This window comes from Microvirga flocculans ATCC BAA-817 (assembly GCF_000518665.1).
Classification (GTDB): Bacteria; Pseudomonadota; Alphaproteobacteria; order Rhizobiales; family Beijerinckiaceae; genus Microvirga; species Microvirga flocculans.
Genome location: NZ_JAEA01000010.1, coordinates 198,369 through 216,046, shown reverse-complemented (window position 1 = coordinate 216,046; position 17,678 = coordinate 198,369). Strand labels below are relative to the sequence as shown.

The following is a 17,678-nucleotide window of genomic DNA, read 5'->3' as shown; positions in this document are numbered from 1 at the left end:
ACGTATCCGGTATTAGCCCAAGTTTCCCTGGGTTATCCCGAACTGAAGGGCACGTTCCCACGCGTTACTCACCCGTCTGCCACTCACCCCGAAGGATGCGTTCGACTTGCATGTGTTAAGCCTGCCGCCAGCGTTCGTTCTGAGCCAGGATCAAACTCTCAAGTTGAAAGAATGATCAAGACTTCACTACGCAAATTGACAGAGCCACTCTCACTCCAGCCAAAGCCGAAGCGGTGTACTCACCAAAGCATAGATCCGGTCAATGTCGTTCCCCAGACCCCAAAGGGCCCGGCGCAAGGACACCGCCGCCTACGCTTCTCTTCCCCTCTCAACAATGTCAAAGAGCAAAATCACAGGGAACCAAATCCCCCACACAGCGCCATCCCAACCAAGAACCGCGCCGCCGATGAAGATCTTCTAACCGAAGCCCCTCCTTAGGTCAACACCTCTTTCGAAAAATTTTCTCGAACTCAGCGTCGCCTACCTCCGTTTTTCAATATTCAGGCAAGCTTAAGCATTCGCAAAAGCGTATTCGCCTCCGCGTTTACTATGATCCGGATCAATGAAATCGATCCGGATACATTCTCGATGCCGTCAGAGGAGCCGCGAAGACATGCCATGAATGGCGTCTGTGGCTCGTGCCGCTGGCCACGATCTTGAAGAACTTGGCCAAGACCCGACCCGTTCGCGAGATCCAAGGATCTCGGCGGTGTCGGCATCTTTTGAGATTGAAGCTCGCCCGAACTGAATTCCGGCGGGGCTGCGGATATGTCGATTCCCGCTTGGTTTGTCAACTCCCGGGACGAGGATCCGAACGCCTTATTGCCATTCCCGGCAACAAGGCTCGCCGGAGACATGTCTCCGGCAATCTCGACTGACCTTTGATAAGGGGAAAGTTGGAGCGGGCGATGGGAATCGAACCCACGACATTCAGCTTGGGAAGCTGACGTTCTACCTCTGAACTACGCCCGCGCGCCCTTTATTCATATCCGGCCTTGCCGCGATCCTGCAAGAGGGACCGCGCAAGGGGTTACCGGAAGTGCTTCGAGAGCTTGAGGCCCTGGGCCTGATAGTTCGAACCCGCGCCGGCGCCGTAGAGGATTTTCGGCCGCTCGGCCATGCGCTCGTAGACCAGGCGCCCGACGATCTGCCCGTCCTCTAGGATGAAGGGCACGTCGCGGGAGCGCACTTCGAGCACCGCGCGCGCCCCCTCCCCTCCTGCCCCGGCATGGCCGAAGCCCGGATCGAAGAAGCCGGCGTAATGAACGCGGAACTCGCCCACGAGCGGATCGAAGGGCACCATCTCGGCGGCGTAATCGGGCGGGACGTGCACCGCCTCCTTGGAGGCGAGAATGTAGAACTGGCCCGGATCGAGGATCAGCGTGCGGGACGCATCCGCATAAAGCGGCTCCCAGAAGTCGGCGATCCGGCAGGAGCCCGGCTTGTCCACGTCGACGAGGCCCGTATGGCGCTTGGCCCGGTAGCCGATCAGGTTATCCGGACCGAAGCCCGCCAGGTCCACGCTCACCGCGACGCCGTCCTGAATGGAGGGCTCGGCGGACGTCACCACCCGCTCGTGCCGGTGCAGGTCCAGGAGTTCGGCATCGCTCAGGCGCACCTCGCCCTTGCGCAGCCGCAGCTGGGACAGGCGCGTCCCCGTCCGGACCAGCACCGGGAAGGTGCGCGGCGAGATCTCGGCATAGAGGCGGCCTCGGTAGCCCGGCGCGATGGTGTCGAATTCCTGGCCGCGGTCGGCGATGACCCGGGTGAAGACATCGATGCGGCCCGTCGAGCTCTTGGGGTTCGCGGCGGCGGACAGATCCTCCGGCAGGGACAGCTCCTCCTGGATCTCGGCGATATAAACGCTGCCGGTCTCGAGAATGGCCCCGCGGGTCAGGTCGATCTCGTGGAAGCTCAACTGGTCGAGCCGGTCGCGAACCGTATGGTTGCGGCCGGGCAGGAAGCTGGCGCGGACGCGATAGGCCCGTCGGCCCAGCCTGAGATCGAGGCTCGCAGGCTGAACCTGATCGGAGGCGAAGGGCGTCTCCGGTTTGATCGCGCCCGCTTCCGCAAGGCGCATGATGGCATCGGCCGATTGGATCCCGTCCTTCAACGCAACCATGTCCGTCTTCCGAGGGCCCTGCCCTCTCATGAAATTTGAGCCTGACGATCTTCTCTAGAGTATCAGGCCTGAAAGTGGAAACCTGTTTTGGAATCAATCCCCGGACAGGCAGCAACGCCCCCCCGTTCCGCGGGGCGACAGCCCCGGCGGGCTCCCCGCCTCGTTGACGCGGTGGGAGGACGGCCTTACCACGAACGGGTCGAACTCCTCTGCTGGCTCAAGGCATTCTCATGTACAAGGCAGTGACCCGCGGCATCAGCGTGACGGTAACGCCCCGCTACATGCCCGAAGAGTCCTCCCCCGACGAAGGCCGCTATTTCTTCGCCTATACGGTGGAGATCATCAACACGGGCCTTGAGCGGGTTCAGCTGCGCGCCCGTTACTGGCGCATCACCGACGAGCACGGCCAGGTGCAGGAGGTGCGCGGGACGGGCGTCGTCGGCGAGGAGCCGGTGCTGGGGCCGGGCGAGAGCTTCAGCTATACGAGCGGCTGCCCCCTCACGACACCGAGCGGCACCATGCAGGGCACCTACCTCATGGAAACCGCCGGCGGAGAAACCTTCGACGCCGAAATCCCCGCCTTCTCTCTCGACATTCCCCGCGCCAGGCGCGTGCTGCATTGAGGTCTTCGATGTCCCCCAACGGCCAGCGGTTCACGCCGCTCGAAATGCTGGCGAAGCTCGTGTCGTTCGATACGGTGAGCTCCAAATCGAACCTGCCCCTGATCGAATTCGTGGAAGGCTATCTCCAGAGCTGGGACGTGCCCTTCGTGCGCGTGCCGAACGAAGCCGGCGACAAGGCAGCCCTTTATGCCACGATCGGGCCGCGGGACCGGGGCGGCGTCGTGCTTTCGGGCCATACGGACGTGGTGCCGGTGGAAGGCCAGGCCTGGACGTCGGATCCCTTCACCCTGCGCGTCGAGAACGGGCGCGCCTATGGGCGCGGCGCTGTGGACATGAAGGCCTTCGATGCGCTGGCGCTCGCGCTGGTGCCCGAGTTCCTGGCCGCGAACCTCAAGATGCCGATCCACATCATGCTCTCCTACGACGAGGAGACGACCTGTTTCGGCGTCGTCGACACCATCCGCCGCCTCGGGCACGACCTGCCCCTGCCGAAAGCCGTCTTCGTCGGCGAGCCGACGATGCTGGAGGTGGTGGATGCGCATAAAAGCGTGGTGACCTTCTCCACCACGGTGCACGGCTTCGAGGCGCATTCCTCCAAGCCCTCTATCGGCGCTAGCGCCGTGATGACCGCGGCCGAGCTGATCGTGGAGCTGAACCGCATCGGCGACGAGATGATGGAGCGCGGCGACGTCAGCGGGCGTTTCGATCCGCCCTATACCACGGTGCATGTGGGTACGATCTCGGGCGGAACGGCGCGCAACATCCTCTCCAAGTCCTGCACCTTCCACTGGGAATTCCGCGGCCTGCCGGGCCTCGATCCGCAGGAGATCCCGAACCGCCTGGAAAAGTTCGCGCAGGAGGTCGCCCTCAAGCGCCTCAACCGTTTCGGGGATTTCGGGCGGATCGAGACCATCGTCCACGCCTCCGTGCCGGGCCTGGCGCCGGATCCGGGCTCCTTCGCGGAAACCCTGGCCCTGCGGATCGCCGGCAAGAACCGGACTCAGACCGTGCCCTACGGCACGGAGGCGGGGCATTACCAGGCGGCGGGCATTCCGACGATCGTCTGCGGTCCCGGCTCCATCGATCAGGCGCATCAGCCCGACGAATACATCACCCTGGAGCAGCTCGAAGCAGGCGCCGCCTTCATGCGGCGGCTCGCGGCGACGTGCGCGGCATCCTGAAAACCCAGGCGTCGAACCCGGTTCCAAAACACCAAGGCCCGGTGCAGGACCGGGCCTTCGTTTTCAGCAAAAGACTTGAGGTGCTCACCAAGAGAAGGAGCACCGGACCCCAAAAGTGCAAGCCTGCTCTTCACATGCGAAGCATCATGCTTCCGACTTCGCGATCTCGGCCTCGACGTCCGCCGGATCGAGATCGTAGAAGCGAGAGCAGAACTCGCAGGTGATGCCGATCCGGCCGTTGTCGCCGACCATGTCGCGGCGATCCTCGGCGGAGAAGCGGCGCATCATGCCCATGATGCGCTCCTGCGAGCAGGTGCATTCCTCATGCACATGCTGCCCCTCGAAGACGCGCACGCCGCGCTCGTGGAACAGGCGATAGAGAAGCGTCTCGCTGGAGACGGTGGGATCGATCAGCTCGTGATCCTCGACCGTGCCGACCAGCGACTTGGCCTCGACCCAGGCATCGTCCTCCGAGGGAGATGCGAGATCGTTCGAGGGATGTCCCTCCGGGATATCGCCGGGATGCAGGTCCGCCTGCCGCAGGCGCTCGGAGGAAGACGGCAGGAACTGGATCATCAGCCCGCCCGCCCGATAGGTGTGGCGTCCGTTCTCGAACTGCTCGGCCACCGCGAGGCGCACCTGCGTCGGGATCTGCTCGGACTGGCGGAAATACTGATCCGCCGCCTCCTCGAAGCCCTGGCCCTCGAGCGCGACGACGCCCTGGTAGCGGCTGCGTTCGGAGCCCTGATCGATGGTCATGGCGAGATAGCCGGAACCCAGCAGTTCTCCCGTCGACGGCGTCGCCTGTCCGAGGGCCTCGAGCCGGTCCTTGTCGAAACGGGCCGTGGCGCGCAGGCGATCCGGCGCGTTGAAGTCGACCACCACCATGTCGATGATGCCGTCGGTCTTCGTCTGCAGCTGGAAGCGACCCTCGAGCTTGAGGGACGCGCCGAGCATGACCGTCAGCGCGGCGGCTTCGCCGATGACGCGGGCGACCTGATCGGGATAGCCGTGGCGAGCCAGGATGGTGTCGATGGAGGGGCCGAGACGCACCACGCGCCCGCGCACGTCGAGAGGCTCGACCGCGAAGGGCAGAACGACGTCGTCGGATCCTTCAAACGAAGCGGAACTCATGCGTTTGCTGCTCCGAGGCACCAGGCGAGGACGCCCTTCTGCGCATGAAGCCGGTTCTCGGCCTCATCGAAGACCACCGATTGCGGACCGTCCATGACCTCATCCGTCACCTCCTCGCCGCGATGGGCGGGAAGGCAGTGCATGAAGATCGCCTCCTTGTCGGCGATGCCCATGAGCCTGCCGTTGACCTGATAGGGCTTCAGCAGGTTCTGACGACGGAACTCGTCGTCATCGCCCATGGAGACCCAGCAATCGGTGATGACCGCATGGGCCCCCTCGACCGCTTCGAAGGCATCGGTGGTCACGCTGATCTTGGCCCCTTCCTGTTTCGCCCAGGACAAAAGCTCCGGACGGGGAGCAAGTTCCGGCGGGGTTGCGATCTTCAGCGTGAAATCGAGGCGCGCCGCCGCGTGGATCCAGGAAGCCAGCACGTTGTTGGCGTCGCCCGTCCAGGCAACGGTCTTCCCCTCGATGGAGCCGCGATGCTCCTCGAAGGTCATGATGTCGGCCATGATCTGGCACGGATGCGTCATCTTGGTCAGGCCGTTGATGACCGGGATCGAGGCATATTGGGCCAGCTCGGTCACCATGGCATGATCGAGAGTGCGGATCATGATGGCGTCCACGTAGCGGGACAGGACCCGCGCCGTGTCGGCGATGCTCTCGCCGCGGCCGAGCTGCATCTCCTTGCCGGTGAGCATGAGCGTCTCGCCGCCGAGCTCGCGCATGCCGACGTCGAAGGAGACGCGGGTGCGGGTAGAGGGCTTGTCGAAGACCATCGCCAGGACCTTGCCCTCGAGCGGGCGGTCCTTGGCCTTCTCTCCACGGCGGCGCCTGGCCTTGATCTCCTTGCCGATAGTCAGGAGGTGGCGGATCTCCGCGCCGGAAAAGTCGCTGAGATCGATGAAATGACGGGTCTTCATTGTGAGGCTCCCTGCTGGGCGGTGGTCTTCTGCCCAGCTTCCAAAGCCGCGCAGGCGGCCTCGATGCGATTGACGGCGTCCGAAATCTCGGCGTCGCTGATGATCAGCGGCGGCAGGAGACGGGCCACGTTGTCGCCGGCGCCGATCACCAGGAGCTTCTCGGCGCGGGCGGCGGCAATGAAGTCGGTATTCGGGACGACGGTGCGCAGGCCCATCATGAGGCCCTGACCGCGAACTTCGTCAATGACGCCCGGGTGGCGGTCCTTCAGCTCGGCGAGACGCTGCTTGAGCAGCAGCCCCTTGCGCTCGACCTCCTTCAGGAAGCCCGGCGCCAGGATGACGTCGAGCACCGCGTTGCCCACCGCCATGGCGAGCGGATTGCCGCCGAAAGTGGTGCCGTGGGTGCCCGCGGTCATGCCCTTGGCCGCCTCGGCCGTGGCGAGGCAGGCGCCGAGCGGGAAGCCGCCGCCGATGCCCTTGGCCACGGACATGATGTCGGGCGTCACGCCGGTCCATTCATAGGCGAAAAGCTTGCCCGTGCGGCCGACGCCGGTCTGGATCTCGTCGAAGATCAGAAGCAGGCCGTGGCTGTCGCACAGGGCGCGCAGCTCGCGCAGGAAGGCGTTGGAGACGGTGCGGATGCCGCCTTCGCCCTGGATCGGCTCGATCATGAGCGCCGCCGTCTCAGGGCCGATGACGGCCTTCAGGGCGTCGAGATCCTCGACCGGCACCTGATCGAAACCCTCGACCTTCGGGCCGAAGCCCTCCAGGTACTTGGCCTGACCGCCGGCCGCGATGGTCGCGAGCGTCCGCCCGTGGAAGGCGCCTTCGAACGTGACGATACGGAAGCGCTCCGGATGGCCGTTCACGGCGTGATACTTGCGGGCCATCTTGATGGCCGCCTCGTTCGCCTCGGCGCCGGAATTGGAGAAGAACACCACGTCGGCGAAGGTGTTGTCCACCAGCCGCTGGGCCAGGCGCTCCCCTTCCGGGATCTGGAAGAGGTTGGAGGTGTGCCAAACCTTGGAGGCCTGCTCCGTCAGGGCCTGGACGAGATGCGGATGGGCGTGGCCCAGGGCATTGACCGCGATGCCCGCCCCGAAATCGAGATATCGCTCGCCATCTCGGCCGTAGAGCCAGGCCCCCTCTCCCTTCTCGAAGGACAGGTCGGTGCGCGCAAATACCGGCAGCAATGGCGATGTCACAGTTCGTCTCCACCTCCAGGACCCAAGGTCGCACCCGGGCCCGAAAAAGAAAGCGCCGCCCCAGCCGGGGCGGCACGGTCCGGGATTCTAACGAGCAGCGAGACCCTGTCAATTCAAGAGAAATGAACTGACTCATCACAGGGAATTTTTGCCCAAGGCGAGTTCCTTGGGGAAAACGACAGGGCCTGCCCGGGGACTCTTGCGCCCGAGTCCACCCATCCTGTAACTTCAGGTCAGTCGAGTACAGCATTCGTGCGGCGGCTATCACCCTCAGGAGCGATCCTCGCAACGCGGTCGGACGTCAAAACACTGTCCGCGAGGCATCCGGGATTCTGAGCTTTGAAGACCGCCACGATGGAGGCAAGTTAAAAATGATGGATGCGGGCGCAACCTGGACGGACGAGCGGGTCGAGCTGCTGAAGAAGCTCTGGACCGATGGTTTGAGCGCGAGCCAGATCGCCGCCGAGCTCGGCAACGTGACCCGCAACGCAGTGATCGGCAAGGTTCACCGCCTCGGCCTCTCCGGCCGCGCCAAGGATGCCAAGCCCGCCGCTTCGGCCGCCGCACGCCCGCGCAAGGCGACCCGCGCGCCCAGCGCCCCGGCGCCCATCGCTCCCCAGCCGCACACCGGCAACGTGGTGATCGCCCCGATTGCCATGCAGCCCGCGGTGGCGGAGACGGAAGCCTTCGTGGACGAGGATGTGGCCATTCCCATGTCCGAGCGCGTGACGATCATGGACCTGCGCGAGTCCATGTGCCGCTGGCCCATGGGGGACCCGACCAAGCCGGAATTCCGCTTCTGCGGCGCGCGTTCCATCACGGGCCTGCCCTATTGCACGCACCACGCCCGCGTCGCCTACCAGCCGGTCGCCGACCGCAAGCGCGAGCGCAAGCTGGCCCGGGCCTGATCTCTTCACTCCATTGAAAAGGCCGCGCCGATGATCGTCGGCGCGGCCTTTTCGTTTGTCTGAAGCCCGATGGAATGCGGAAGTCCCGAGCCCGGGGGGGGGGCCGGACGGCTGCCGGTATCAATTCACGCGCCGACCGGCTGCTCCTCGCGGGCGAAGGTCTCGTCGAAGGAGTAGCCCGCGCCCCGCACCGTGCGGATGGGATCGGGCTTGCGCGGTAGGTTGATGGCCTTGCGCAGACGGCCCACATGCACGTCCACCGTACGCTCGTCGATATAGACGTCATGGCCCCAGACGGCGTTGAGCAGATGCTCGCGGGAAAAGACGCGGCCGGGGCTCTGCATCAGGAATTCCAGCAGGCGGAACTCCGTCGGGCCCAGATGCAGCTCCTGGCCCGCGCGGCGGACCCGGTGCGTTTCCCGGTCGAGCTCGATGTCGCCCGCCCTCAGAAGGGTCGCGATATGCGCGGGCTTCGCCCGGCGCAGCAGTGCGCGCACCCGCGCCAAAAGTTCCGGCACCGAAAAGGGCTTGACGATGTAATCGTCCGCTCCGGTGGAAAGGCCGCGGATGCGGTCGCCCTCCTCGCCGCGAGCCGTGAGCATGATCACCGGCAGACGCTCGGTTTCAGTCCGCGCGCGGATGCGCCGGCACAGCTCGATCCCGGACAGGCCCGGCAGCATCCAGTCGAGCAGCACGATGTCCGGCACCTGCTCCCGCAGGCGGATTTCCGCCTCGTCCCCGCGAGACACGCTGTCGACCTCGTAGCCTTCGGACTCGAGGTTGTAGCGCAGGAGGAGCATCAAGGGCTCCTCATCCTCGACGATCAGAACGCGAGGTCCCATGGTCAGGCTCCCGCCTCGACCGTGGTGTCGATGGAGCGGTCGTTCTTCGGCCGGTCGATGGCCAGCGTCTCGCCGGTGACGAGGTAATGGACCGTCTCCGCGATGTTGGTGGTGTGGTCGCCGATGCGCTCGATGTTCTTGGCGCAGAACAGAAGGTGCGTGCAGTACGAGATGTTGCGCGGATCCTCCATCATGTAGGTCAGGAGTTCCCGGAACAGGGAGGTGTAGAGCGCGTCGATGGCGCCGTCGCGCTTCCAGACGTCGAGCGCCTTCTCCGTGTCCTTCTGCGCATAGGCGTCGAGCACGTCCTTGAGCTGGCCGAGCACCAGATCGTTCATGTGCTGGAGGCCGACGACGATCTTGTGCGGCTGGAAGTCGTCGCCGATGGCCAGCGCCCGCTTGGCGATGTTCTTGGCAAGATCCCCGATGCGCTCCACGTCGCCCGCGATGCGGATGGCGGAAATGGTCTCGCGCAGATCGACCGCCAGCGGCTGACGGCGGGCGATGGTGAGAATGGCGCTCTCCTCGACCTCGCGATGCAAGGCGTCGAGGCGCGGATCGGAGGCGATCACCGTCTGCGCCAGCGGCTTGTCGCGGCGGGCGAGCGCGGAGACGGAATCGACCAGCATCTTCTCCGCAATGCCGCCCATTTCGGCGATGCGTTGCCGGAGCGCCTGAAGGTCGGTGTCATAGGAGCTGACAATATGCTCTGGCATGGAAGTTCTCCCTGAGCCCTCTTCGGTCAGCCGAAGCGGCCCGTGATGTAATCCTGGGTCTGCTTCTTGACCGGATTCATGAACATCTTGGTCGTCGGTCCGAACTCCACCAGCTCGCCGAGATACATGAAGGCCGTGTACTGCGAAATCCGCGCGGCCTGCTGCATGTTGTGGGTGACGATCACGATGGTGAATTCGGATCGGAGCTGCTCGATGAGCTCCTCGATCTTGCCGGTGGAGATCGGATCGAGCGCGGAGGTCGGCTCGTCGAGCAGGATCACCTCGGGCCGCTGCGCGATGGTGCGCGCGATGCACAGGCGCTGCTGCTGGCCGCCGGACAATCCCATGCCGGACTGGCGCAGCTTGTCCTTCACCTCGTCCCACAGGGCTGCCTTGCGCAGGGCCTCCTCGACGCGGCCGTCGAGCTCCGACTTCGGCAGCTTCTCGTAGAGCCTGATGCCGAACGCGATGTTGTCGTAGATCGACATGGGGAACGGCGTCGGCTTCTGAAACACCATGCCGACCCGCGCGCGCAGCTCGTTCACGTCGATCGAGGACGACAGGATGTTCTGTCCGTCGAGCAGGATCTGTCCCTCGGCGCGCTGCTCGGGATAGAGGCTGTAGATGCGGTTGAAGGTGCGCAGGAGCGTCGACTTTCCGCAGCCCGAGGGACCGATGAGGGCCGTGACCTGACGGTCGTAGAAGTCGAGCGCGATGTCCTTCAGGCTGCGGAAATCGCCATAGTAGAAGTTGAGATCCTTGACGGCGATGCGCACCGGAGCGCTGGCATCGGCAGCGGCCGCGTTCCCGATGGCGCTGCTCGTGTTGAGGGCGATCGTGCTCACCGGACTTTATCCTTCTTCAAGATCAGGCGTGCCACGATGGACAGCCCCAGGATGGACAGGGTGATGATGAGGGCGCCGGCCCAGGCCAGCTCGCGCCAATTCTGATAAGGAGCCAGGGCGAACTGGTAGATGGTGACGGGCAGGTTCGAGACGCCGCCCATCAGGGTCGGGCTGAACCAGAAATTGTTGTTGAGCGCGGTAAAGAGCAGCGGGGCCGTCTCTCCGGCGATGCGCGCCGTGGCAAGGATGACGCCCGTCACCATGCCGGCCCGCGCCGCCTTCCAGCTGATCTTCACGATCACCGTCGACATGGGCGCGCCGAGAGCGGCTCCTGCCTCGCGAAGCGAGCCCGGCACGAGGCGCAGCATGTCCTCCGTCGAGCGTACGATCACGGGCACCGCGATGATGGCAAGGGCCACGCCGCCGGCCCAGCCCGAATAGCCGCCCATGGGCTGGACCATCAGCATGTAGACGAAAAGACCGATGAGGATGCTGGGGGCCGCGAGCAGGATGTCGTTCACGAAACGGATGACCGTGGCGAGCGTGGAGTCCTTGCCGTATTCGGCGAGATAGGTTCCCGCGAGCACGCCGATAGGCGTTGCGACCACGATGCCGAGAACGGTGAGGATGAGGCTGCCGACGATGGCGTTGGCGATGCCCCCGCCCTCCGTGCCGGGCCCCGGCGTCGTCTCCGTGAAGACAGCGGGCGACAACCCGCCGATGCCTTCCACCAGGAGCATCAGCAGGATCCATCCGAGAACGAAGGCGCCCAGCGCCGTGAAAAGGGTGCTGACGATCTTGAGCGCGCGGTCGGCCCAGTAGCGGCTGCGGCGCACACGCCCCCAAGGGGCCGGAGCCGTCGTGGAAGCTTTTCGATAAGCGGCGTTATCCATCTTCCACCTCTCAATGGGTCTTCATGCCGGCGATCAGGAGACGCGCGAGGGCAAGCACGATGAAGGTGACGACGAACAGGATGCAGCCCAGGGCGAGCAGGGCGTGCATCTGCATGCCGGCCGCCTCGTTGAACTCATTGGCGATGCGCGAGGCGATGGTCGAGCTGGGATCGAACAGCGACAGCGACAGGCGGTTCGCGTTGCCGATGACGAAGGTCACCGCCATGGTCTCCCCGAGGGCGCGTCCGAGGCCGAGCATGACCGCACCGATGATGCTCACGCCCGCCTGCGGCAGCAGCACGTAGCGCATGACTTCCCACGTGGTGCAGCCGATGCCGTAGGCGCTCTCGCGCAGGACCGTCGGGATCTGGTCCAGGATGTCGCGCGTGATCGACGCGATGAAGGGGATGATCATGATCGCCAGGATGATCCCCGCCGTCATCATGCCCACGCCGGAAGGAACGCGGGCGTAAAGGACCGTGCCGAGGATGGGCATGCCCTCGACGATGGTTGTCAGGGGGATCTGGACATACTTGGCGAAGAACGGGGCGAACACGAAGAGGCCCCACATGCCGTAGATGATGCTGGGCACCGCGGCCAGCAGCTCGATGACGGTCGAAACCGGGCGCCGGAGCCATGGCGGGCAAAGCTGGGTGAGGAAGATCGCGATGCCGATGGAAATCGGAACGCCGATGACGAGGGCGATCACGGCCGAGGTCAGGGTTCCGGCGATGGCGACCCATGCGCCGTACTGGTCCTGCCCCACGTTCCAGATGCTGGACGTGATGAAGCCGAAGCCGAATTCCTGGAAGGCGGGCCATCCGCCATACACCATCGAGCCGATGATGCCGGCGAGAACGGCAAGTACGATCAGGGCGGAGCCGTAACTGGCCCATCGGAAGCCCTGATCGAAAGCGGGTGAGGAGCGTCGGCGGACGGTCTGCATGTTTGATACGACGAACTGATCAGACACAACGGCCATCCGCCTTACTCCATCGACAGGCCAGAGGCCAGCTTACTTCTTGTAGACGGGCTGACCCGCGCTGGACTTGATCTCGCTCGCCCACACGGTGCGGATCTGCTCGACGACGTTGTCCGGCAGCGGGACGTAGTCGAGGTCGGAAGCGAGCGTGTCGCCGTTCTTGAACGACCAGTCGAAGAACTTCAGGACCTCGGCGGTCTGCTCCGGCTTCTCCGTGGTCTTGTAGACCAGGATGAAGGTGGGGTTCGTGATCGGCCAGGCGTCATCGCCGGCCTGGTTGGTCAGCGAGATGCCGAAGCCTGGAGCCGACGACCAGTTGGCGCTCGCGGCAGCCGCCTGGAACGACTTGATTTCGGGCTGCGGATACTTGCCGGCCTTGTTCTGGAGCAGGGTGTAGGGGATCTTGTTCTGCTTGGCGTAGGCGTACTCGACATAGCCGATCGAGTTCGGAACCTGCTTCACGGTCGCAGCCACGCCCTCGTTGCCCTTGCCGCCCTGGCCGAGCGGCCAGTTGACCGTGGTGCCGGCGCCGAGCTCGGCCTTCCAGGCATCGGAAACCTGTGACAGGTAGGTGGTGAACACGCTGGTCGTGCCCGAGGAATCGGAGCGGTAGACCGGGGTGATGTTGGCGTTGGGAAGGTTCACGCCGGCGTTCAGCTGAGCGATCTTCGGATCGTTCCACTTGGCGATCTTGCCCAGGAAGATGTCGGCGAGAACCTGGCCCGTCAGCTTGATCTGGCCGGGCTGGATGCCTTCGATGTTCACGACGGGAACGACGGCGCCCATCACGGTCGGGAACTGCAGGAGGCCGTTCTTCTCGAGATCCTCACCCTTCATCGGGGCGTCGGTGGCGCCGAAATCCACGGTCTTGGCCTGGATCTGCTTGATGCCGCCGCCGGAACCGATCGACTGGTAATTCATGCCGTTTCCGGTCTCCTTCTTGTAGGCTTCGGCCCACTTCGAATAGACCGGGAAGGGGAACGTCGCGCCTGCGCCGGTGATGTCGGCAGCAGAAGCCGTGGTCGTAAGGCTCGCGACGGCAAGGCCGGCCGCAACGGCGTAGGACATGATCTTCACGGTAAGTCTCCTGTTCATACAGCGTGACAGGCGGCTTCGAAGCCTCAAGGTCCGTGTCACGTGAGGGACAGCTAGGCCCGACGGATGTCTCCTCTACGACAGTTCGATGACAATTAGATGACACCCACGGGAGCCTTCGAGTCTGCGCCCGCCTGGAACGAGGGCGGACTACCGGCTTGCGCCCGCTTCGGGCAGCGTCACCGTGAACCGGGCCCCCTGCCCCAGCTCGCTGGCGATGTCGAAATGTCCACGGTGGCGATTGACGATGTGCTTGACGATGGCGAGCCCCAGCCCCGTTCCGCCCTTGTCGCGGCTCTGCGCGGCATCGGCCCGGTAGAAGCGCTCGGTCAGGCGCGGCAGGTGCTCGGGAGCGATGCCGGGTCCGTAATCCCGGACGTCGAACACGATATGCGGTCCCGCCTCTCCATGGGAAGGTCCGGCATGGGCCACCTCCACATCGACCTTGCCGCCGCTCTCGCCGTACTTGACCGCGTTCTCGATCAGGTTCTCCGCCACGCGCAGAAGCTCGTCCCTGTCGCCGAGAACGACGGCCGGGCGATCGGGGAACCTCGCCTCGATGACGACATTCCGCTCCCGCGCCAGGGGCGAAAGGGTCTCGACCATCTGGGCTACGATGGAGGCCAGATCGACGGTCTGGGTGGGCGAAAGATGGGCCCGCATCTCGATGCGCGACAGGGACAAAAGGTCGTCGATCAGGCGCTTCATGCGCTCGGCCTGCCCCTTCATGATTTCGAGAAAGCGCTCCCTGGCCTTGAGATCGTCGCGCGCCGGGCCCTGGATCGTCTCGATGAATCCGAGCACCGAGGCCAGCGGGGTGCGCAGCTCGTGGCTCGCATTGGCGACAAAATCCGCGCGCATGGCCTCCAGGCGCCGCGCCGACGTGAGGTCGCGGAAGAACAGCACGACCCCGGCCTTGAACTCCGCGTGAGAGACATCGGTCTGCAGAGGGCCGATATGAACCTCGAAGGTCCGCTCGGTGGGAATGCGCTCCGAATACTCGACCTTCATCGGCTCGCCGGTTTCCAGGACCGTCTGGATGCCGTCGAGCACATCGGGGCTGCGGAGCGCAAAGGACAGCGGATGGCTCGGCTTGAGGCCCGCCAGGAGCGTGAAGGCAGCCTTGTTCGCCTCCAGGACCACCGCCCGCTGATCCACCAGAATGACCGGGTCGGGGATCTGGGCCAGCACGGCCTCGGCGATGCTGGAGCGCTGGGGCCTTTCCGTCTGCGCCCTTACTCCTCCCGTCAGGCGGCGCTTAGGCCCCGCGACGGCGAGACCGGCCAGAACGGCGATCGCGGCCCATAACAGCAGCCAGAGGTCCCCCTGGCCCCGCACCAGGGCCACCGAGACGAGCACGAAACAGGACACGACCGCCCCGCGCAGGGCCGCGTGACGGATGGAAACGGACCGCTGCGGGACTGCTTCCGGCGGGGAATCGTCGGGATCGCTCATGAGGCAGGAGGTCTCTCGGGCGTGGCCCGCCTTCTTTAAGGCAGGCCCTGCCGGGTTGTCATCTCCCGCCGATCTCGGCCTCTCCGTCGTCCGGCGTGAAGGCCAGCCGGGCGGCCCGGATCCGGTTGCGGATCTCGTAGGCTCCGAGCAGAGCGAGGGCGACGACGAAAGGAACGAGGTAGTAGCAGAGGCGATAGAGAAGCAGCGCGCCCAGGACCGGCTCGCGGGGATAGGACGACAGCGCGAGGAGAATCGTGGCCTCGAAGACCCCGAGGCCGCCCGGAGCATGGCTCGCCACCCCGAGCATGACGGCGAAGATATAGACCGCCACGAAGGTCTCGAAGCTGAGATTGTGCCCTCCGGGGAGCAGGACGAAGAGCACGCCCGCCCCGGCGCAGACATCGCCTGCGCCGATCAGGATCTGGGCGAGGGAAAGGCGGAAACCCGGAAGCTCCAGCTTCCAGCCCTGGATCTTGACCGACCGGCGCTTGAGCGAGACCCAGACCATGTAGACGATGACGAAGGCGGCCGCGCCCAGGCCGACGAGCTGGTTCATCCAGATATGGGTGTAGACAAGGCTCGCCAGCTCGTCGGCCTTGCTGATCAGGCTCCAGGCCAGGACCAGGGCCATGCCGAGCCAGAAGGTGACCCCGGCGATGACGGTCAGGCTCGCCACGCGCCCCGGCCCAACCCCCTTCGGCGCATAGATCCAGTAGCGGACCGTTCCCGCCGTCAGCAGGGGGAAGCCCAGGGTGAAGCTCACCGCATAGCTCGTGAACGAGGCGAGCGCGGTGGTGCGGTATGGGATCTGCAGCTTCAGCTGCCGCAGGGCGATGGCGTCATAGCAGGTCAACAGGCCGTAGCTGACGGCGGTGAGGAGGACTGCGAGGCCGATCTGGCGCAGGCTCGCCGCGGTGAAGGCGGATTTCAGCTCGTTGAGATCGATGTCCGAGACGATGTGCCAGAGAACCACCAGAGAGGTTGCGAAGAGCAGGATGCTCGCGGCCATCCCGATCCAGGCGAAACGCCGGGAGCGCCGCTCCTTGGGGTGAAGGTCTTCGGCAGAGGACATCTCCGGTGGCGTCACCGGATGGGGACTCATATCGTTCATGCAAACTGTCAATCAGCCTCAGCGTGGGAAAGATCGCCTCAGGGCGCGGGCTGTCCTGCATCTATGTGCTGGCGACAGGAACCGCCAGACGCATGCCGCCTTTTAATGGCTTCGCCAAGCCTGCGCTACTCTTTCGCGCCATAAATCGCCGTCGTCGGCCGCCGTCATGGGTTGCCAGTCGCGAAAAAGGCCTACAACAATGTTCCTGTAAGCTTAAGAAACCTGGCTGGGGACCCCAGGGGAGTTCTGCGTGGATTTCAAGGAAACGGAAACGCAATTCGCTGTTCTGGCGGAGTCCCTGCCCCAACTCGTCTGGTCGGCCCGTCCCGATGGATTCGTGGATTACGTCAACCGCCGTTGGTGCGAGTTCACCGGGCTTCCCCTTGCCCAGTCGACCGGCGATAGCTGGCAGGCGGCGCTCCACCCTGGCGAGCTTCCCGGGGTTCTCGAACAATGGCGCCGCTCCCTGGAAACGGGCGAGCCCTATGAGCGCGAATACCGGATCCGGAACGCCGCCGGAGACTATGAGTGGTTCCTCAGCCGGGCCATCCCGATCCAGGACCTTTCGGGCAGGATCGTCCGCTGGTTCGGAACCAATACCAATATCGACGCGCACAAGAGGACCGAGGACGCGCTGCGCATGCTCGAAGGCCAATACCGGCAGGCTCTCGAAGCCGCCGACCTCGGAACGTGGCAGATCGACCTGGAAAAGGGCCTGATCACCTGGGACGAGGGCACCTGCGCGCTCTATCGCCTGCCGCACAACGGATTGTACAGCCTCACACTCGACGAGGCCTGGGACATGATCCACCCCGAGGACCGAGAGGCGATGAAGGCGCGGCTGGCCGAGGCGGCCGGTCCGGCCTCCAACGGTCACTATGAGGGCGAGTATCGCGCCGTCATGCCGGACGGAAAGCAGCGCTGGTTCCGTTCGCTCGGGCAGGCCCTTTACCGGTATGAGGGGGGAACGCGGCGGGCCGTGAGCCTTTACGGCGTCGTCAGCGACATCACGGAGCGCCACACCCTCGAGGAGGGCCAGAAGCTCCTGATGCGCGAGCTCAACCACCGCGTCAAAAACCTGTTCGCCATCGCCAACGGCATGGTCTCGATGACGGCCCGCACCGCCAGGGATCCCAAGGACATGGCAACGGCCCTGCGCGGCCGCCTGAGCGCCCTGTCGCGGGCGCATGAACTGGTGCAGCCGGTCGGGTCGACGGAAGCCGGACAGGGTGCCGGAACCGAGCTGTCCCAATTGATCGGGGCCGTCCTCGAACCCTACCGGCAGGCGAGCGCGGGCAGAATCACCATCGAGGGGCCTCATGTTCCCGTCGGCTCCAACACCACCACGAGCCTCGCGCTGGTCCTGCACGAACTCGCGACCAATGCCGCGAAGTACGGCTGCCTCTCCCATGAAGAAGGCGCGCTCGACATTCACTGGAGCGTGAAGGACGATACGGTCGATTTCATCTGGACCGAGAGCGGCGGCCCGGCTATCGAAAGCGCGCCGAACTTCGAAGGGTTCGGCACCCAATTGTCCCTGAGGAGCATCACCGGGCAGCTTGGCGGGGCACTCGACCGGGAATGGCGGCCGGAAGGCCTGCGCGTTCACATGGTCCTTCCTCTCAGCCGCCTCTCTGCCTGAG

Annotated in this window: 16 protein-coding genes, 1 tRNA gene and 1 rRNA gene; 4 read left to right on the top strand and 14 right to left on the bottom strand. The window is 64.9% G+C overall.

Annotated features, from left to right (window positions below):
- The 3 genes from L879_RS0113320 to L879_RS0113310 all read right to left on the bottom strand — a co-directional run.
- A 16S ribosomal RNA gene (locus tag L879_RS0113320) occupies window positions 1–166 on the bottom strand; the annotation flags it as partial.
- A 731-nt stretch (window positions 167–897) separates the two neighbouring features.
- Window positions 898–972 (bottom strand) — tRNA-Gly (locus L879_RS0113315).
- 58 nt (window positions 973–1,030) lie between these two features.
- Entirely contained in the window at window positions 1,031–2,122 is a 1,092-nt protein-coding gene (locus L879_RS0113310) for a 2'-deoxycytidine 5'-triphosphate deaminase (RefSeq protein ID WP_027316538.1), read from the bottom strand.
- 230 nt (window positions 2,123–2,352) lie between these two features.
- Here L879_RS0113310 and apaG point away from each other — a divergent pair, with 230 nt between their 5' ends.
- Both apaG and argE read left to right on the top strand, forming a co-directional pair.
- Window positions 2,353–2,745: a Co2+/Mg2+ efflux facilitator ApaG/CorD gene (apaG, locus tag L879_RS0113305; protein WP_027316537.1), complete on the top strand. Its 393-nt coding sequence runs from the start codon at window positions 2,353–2,355 to the stop codon at window positions 2,743–2,745.
- An 8-nt stretch (window positions 2,746–2,753) separates the two neighbouring features.
- Window positions 2,754–3,926, top strand: a complete 1,173-nt coding sequence (gene argE, locus L879_RS0113300) for an acetylornithine deacetylase (protein WP_027316536.1) — start codon at window positions 2,754–2,756, stop codon at window positions 3,924–3,926.
- Window positions 3,927–4,070: 144 nt separating this feature from the next.
- Here argE and L879_RS0113295 read toward each other — a convergent pair whose 3' ends face one another.
- Genes L879_RS0113295 through L879_RS0113285 form a run of 3 tightly spaced genes read right to left on the bottom strand, consistent with a single transcriptional unit; the run spans window position 4,071 to window position 7,188 of the window.
- Window positions 4,071–5,060, bottom strand: a complete 990-nt coding sequence (locus tag L879_RS0113295; protein ID WP_027316535.1) for an Hsp33 family molecular chaperone — start codon at window positions 5,058–5,060, stop codon at window positions 4,071–4,073.
- Window positions 5,057–5,983 (bottom strand): ornithine carbamoyltransferase, encoded by a 927-nt coding sequence (gene argF / locus L879_RS0113290; protein WP_027316534.1) that lies wholly within the window; start codon window positions 5,981–5,983, stop codon window positions 5,057–5,059. The genes L879_RS0113295 and argF overlap by 4 nt, the downstream gene beginning before the upstream one ends.
- The gene (locus L879_RS0113285) at window positions 5,980–7,188 is read right to left on the bottom strand and encodes an aspartate aminotransferase family protein (protein ID WP_027316533.1); all 1,209 of its coding nucleotides are present in this window, start codon (window positions 7,186–7,188) and stop codon (window positions 5,980–5,982) included. The genes argF and L879_RS0113285 overlap by 4 nt, the downstream gene beginning before the upstream one ends.
- A gap of 371 nt (window positions 7,189–7,559) precedes the next feature.
- On the opposite strand from L879_RS0113285, the gene L879_RS0113280 reads away from it, so the two are divergent.
- Entirely contained in the window at window positions 7,560–8,096 is a 537-nt protein-coding gene (locus L879_RS0113280; RefSeq protein ID WP_027316532.1) for a GcrA family cell cycle regulator, read from the top strand.
- A gap of 125 nt (window positions 8,097–8,221) precedes the next feature.
- Here L879_RS0113280 and phoB read toward each other — a convergent pair whose 3' ends face one another.
- From phoB to L879_RS0113240, 8 genes are all read right to left on the bottom strand, one after another.
- Window positions 8,222–8,938 carry a phosphate regulon transcriptional regulator PhoB gene (gene phoB / locus L879_RS0113275; protein ID WP_027316531.1) on the bottom strand — a complete coding sequence of 239 codons (717 nt, stop codon included), beginning with the start codon at window positions 8,936–8,938 and terminating at the stop codon, window positions 8,222–8,224.
- 2 nt (window positions 8,939–8,940) lie between these two features.
- Complete coding sequence (gene phoU, locus L879_RS0113270) at window positions 8,941–9,654, bottom strand: phosphate signaling complex protein PhoU (protein ID WP_027316530.1); 714 nt, start codon at window positions 9,652–9,654, stop codon at window positions 8,941–8,943.
- A 26-nt stretch (window positions 9,655–9,680) separates the two neighbouring features.
- A complete protein-coding gene (gene pstB, locus L879_RS0113265; protein WP_438268111.1) occupies window positions 9,681–10,499 on the bottom strand; it encodes a phosphate ABC transporter ATP-binding protein PstB in 819 nt (272 codons plus the stop codon).
- Window positions 10,496–11,392, bottom strand: coding sequence for a phosphate ABC transporter permease PstA (pstA, locus tag L879_RS0113260; RefSeq protein WP_051435300.1), 897 nt, complete (start codon window positions 11,390–11,392; stop codon window positions 10,496–10,498). Before pstA ends, pstB begins: the two co-directional genes overlap by 4 nt.
- 10 nt (window positions 11,393–11,402) lie before the next feature.
- The gene (pstC, locus tag L879_RS0113255; protein ID WP_245265233.1) at window positions 11,403–12,338 is read right to left on the bottom strand and encodes a phosphate ABC transporter permease subunit PstC; all 936 of its coding nucleotides are present in this window, start codon (window positions 12,336–12,338) and stop codon (window positions 11,403–11,405) included.
- Window positions 12,339–12,407: 69 nt separating this feature from the next.
- Entirely contained in the window at window positions 12,408–13,451 is a 1,044-nt protein-coding gene (gene pstS, locus L879_RS0113250) for a phosphate ABC transporter substrate-binding protein PstS (protein WP_027316526.1), read from the bottom strand.
- Between the two features lie 168 nt (window positions 13,452–13,619).
- Window positions 13,620–14,924, bottom strand: coding sequence for an ATP-binding protein (locus L879_RS0113245; protein WP_027316525.1), 1,305 nt, complete (start codon window positions 14,922–14,924; stop codon window positions 13,620–13,622).
- Between the two features lie 58 nt (window positions 14,925–14,982).
- Complete coding sequence (locus L879_RS0113240) at window positions 14,983–16,035, bottom strand: lysylphosphatidylglycerol synthase domain-containing protein (protein WP_027316524.1); 1,053 nt, start codon at window positions 16,033–16,035, stop codon at window positions 14,983–14,985.
- 250 nt (window positions 16,036–16,285) lie between these two features.
- On the opposite strand from L879_RS0113240, the gene L879_RS0113235 reads away from it, so the two are divergent.
- The gene (locus tag L879_RS0113235) at window positions 16,286–17,677 is read left to right on the top strand and encodes a sensor histidine kinase (RefSeq protein WP_027316523.1); all 1,392 of its coding nucleotides are present in this window, start codon (window positions 16,286–16,288) and stop codon (window positions 17,675–17,677) included.
- Window position 17,678: the final 1 nt, after the last annotated feature.

Coding starts and splice junctions, on each gene's coding strand:
- phoB (WP_027316531.1), bottom strand. CDS start 8,938: ATGGGACCTCGCGTTCTGATCGTCGAGGATGAGGAGCCCTTGATGCTC.
- pstC (WP_245265233.1), bottom strand. CDS start 12,338: ATGCAGACCGTCCGCCGACGCTCCTCACCCGCTTTCGATCAGGGCTTC.
- L879_RS0113240 (WP_027316524.1), bottom strand. CDS start 16,035: ATGAACGATATGAGTCCCCATCCGGTGACGCCACCGGAGATGTCCTCT.
- pstA (WP_051435300.1), bottom strand. CDS start 11,392: ATGGATAACGCCGCTTATCGAAAAGCTTCCACGACGGCTCCGGCCCCT.
- L879_RS0113280 (WP_027316532.1), top strand. CDS start 7,560: ATGATGGATGCGGGCGCAACCTGGACGGACGAGCGGGTCGAGCTGCTG.
- L879_RS0113310 (WP_027316538.1), bottom strand. CDS start 2,122: ATGGTTGCGTTGAAGGACGGGATCCAATCGGCCGATGCCATCATGCGC.
- L879_RS0113245 (WP_027316525.1), bottom strand. CDS start 14,924: ATGAGCGATCCCGACGATTCCCCGCCGGAAGCAGTCCCGCAGCGGTCC.
- L879_RS0113295 (WP_027316535.1), bottom strand. CDS start 5,060: ATGAGTTCCGCTTCGTTTGAAGGATCCGACGACGTCGTTCTGCCCTTC.
- apaG (WP_027316537.1), top strand. CDS start 2,353: ATGTACAAGGCAGTGACCCGCGGCATCAGCGTGACGGTAACGCCCCGC.
- argF (WP_027316534.1), bottom strand. CDS start 5,983: ATGAAGACCCGTCATTTCATCGATCTCAGCGACTTTTCCGGCGCGGAG.
- phoU (WP_027316530.1), bottom strand. CDS start 9,654: ATGCCAGAGCATATTGTCAGCTCCTATGACACCGACCTTCAGGCGCTC.
- argE (WP_027316536.1), top strand. CDS start 2,754: ATGTCCCCCAACGGCCAGCGGTTCACGCCGCTCGAAATGCTGGCGAAG.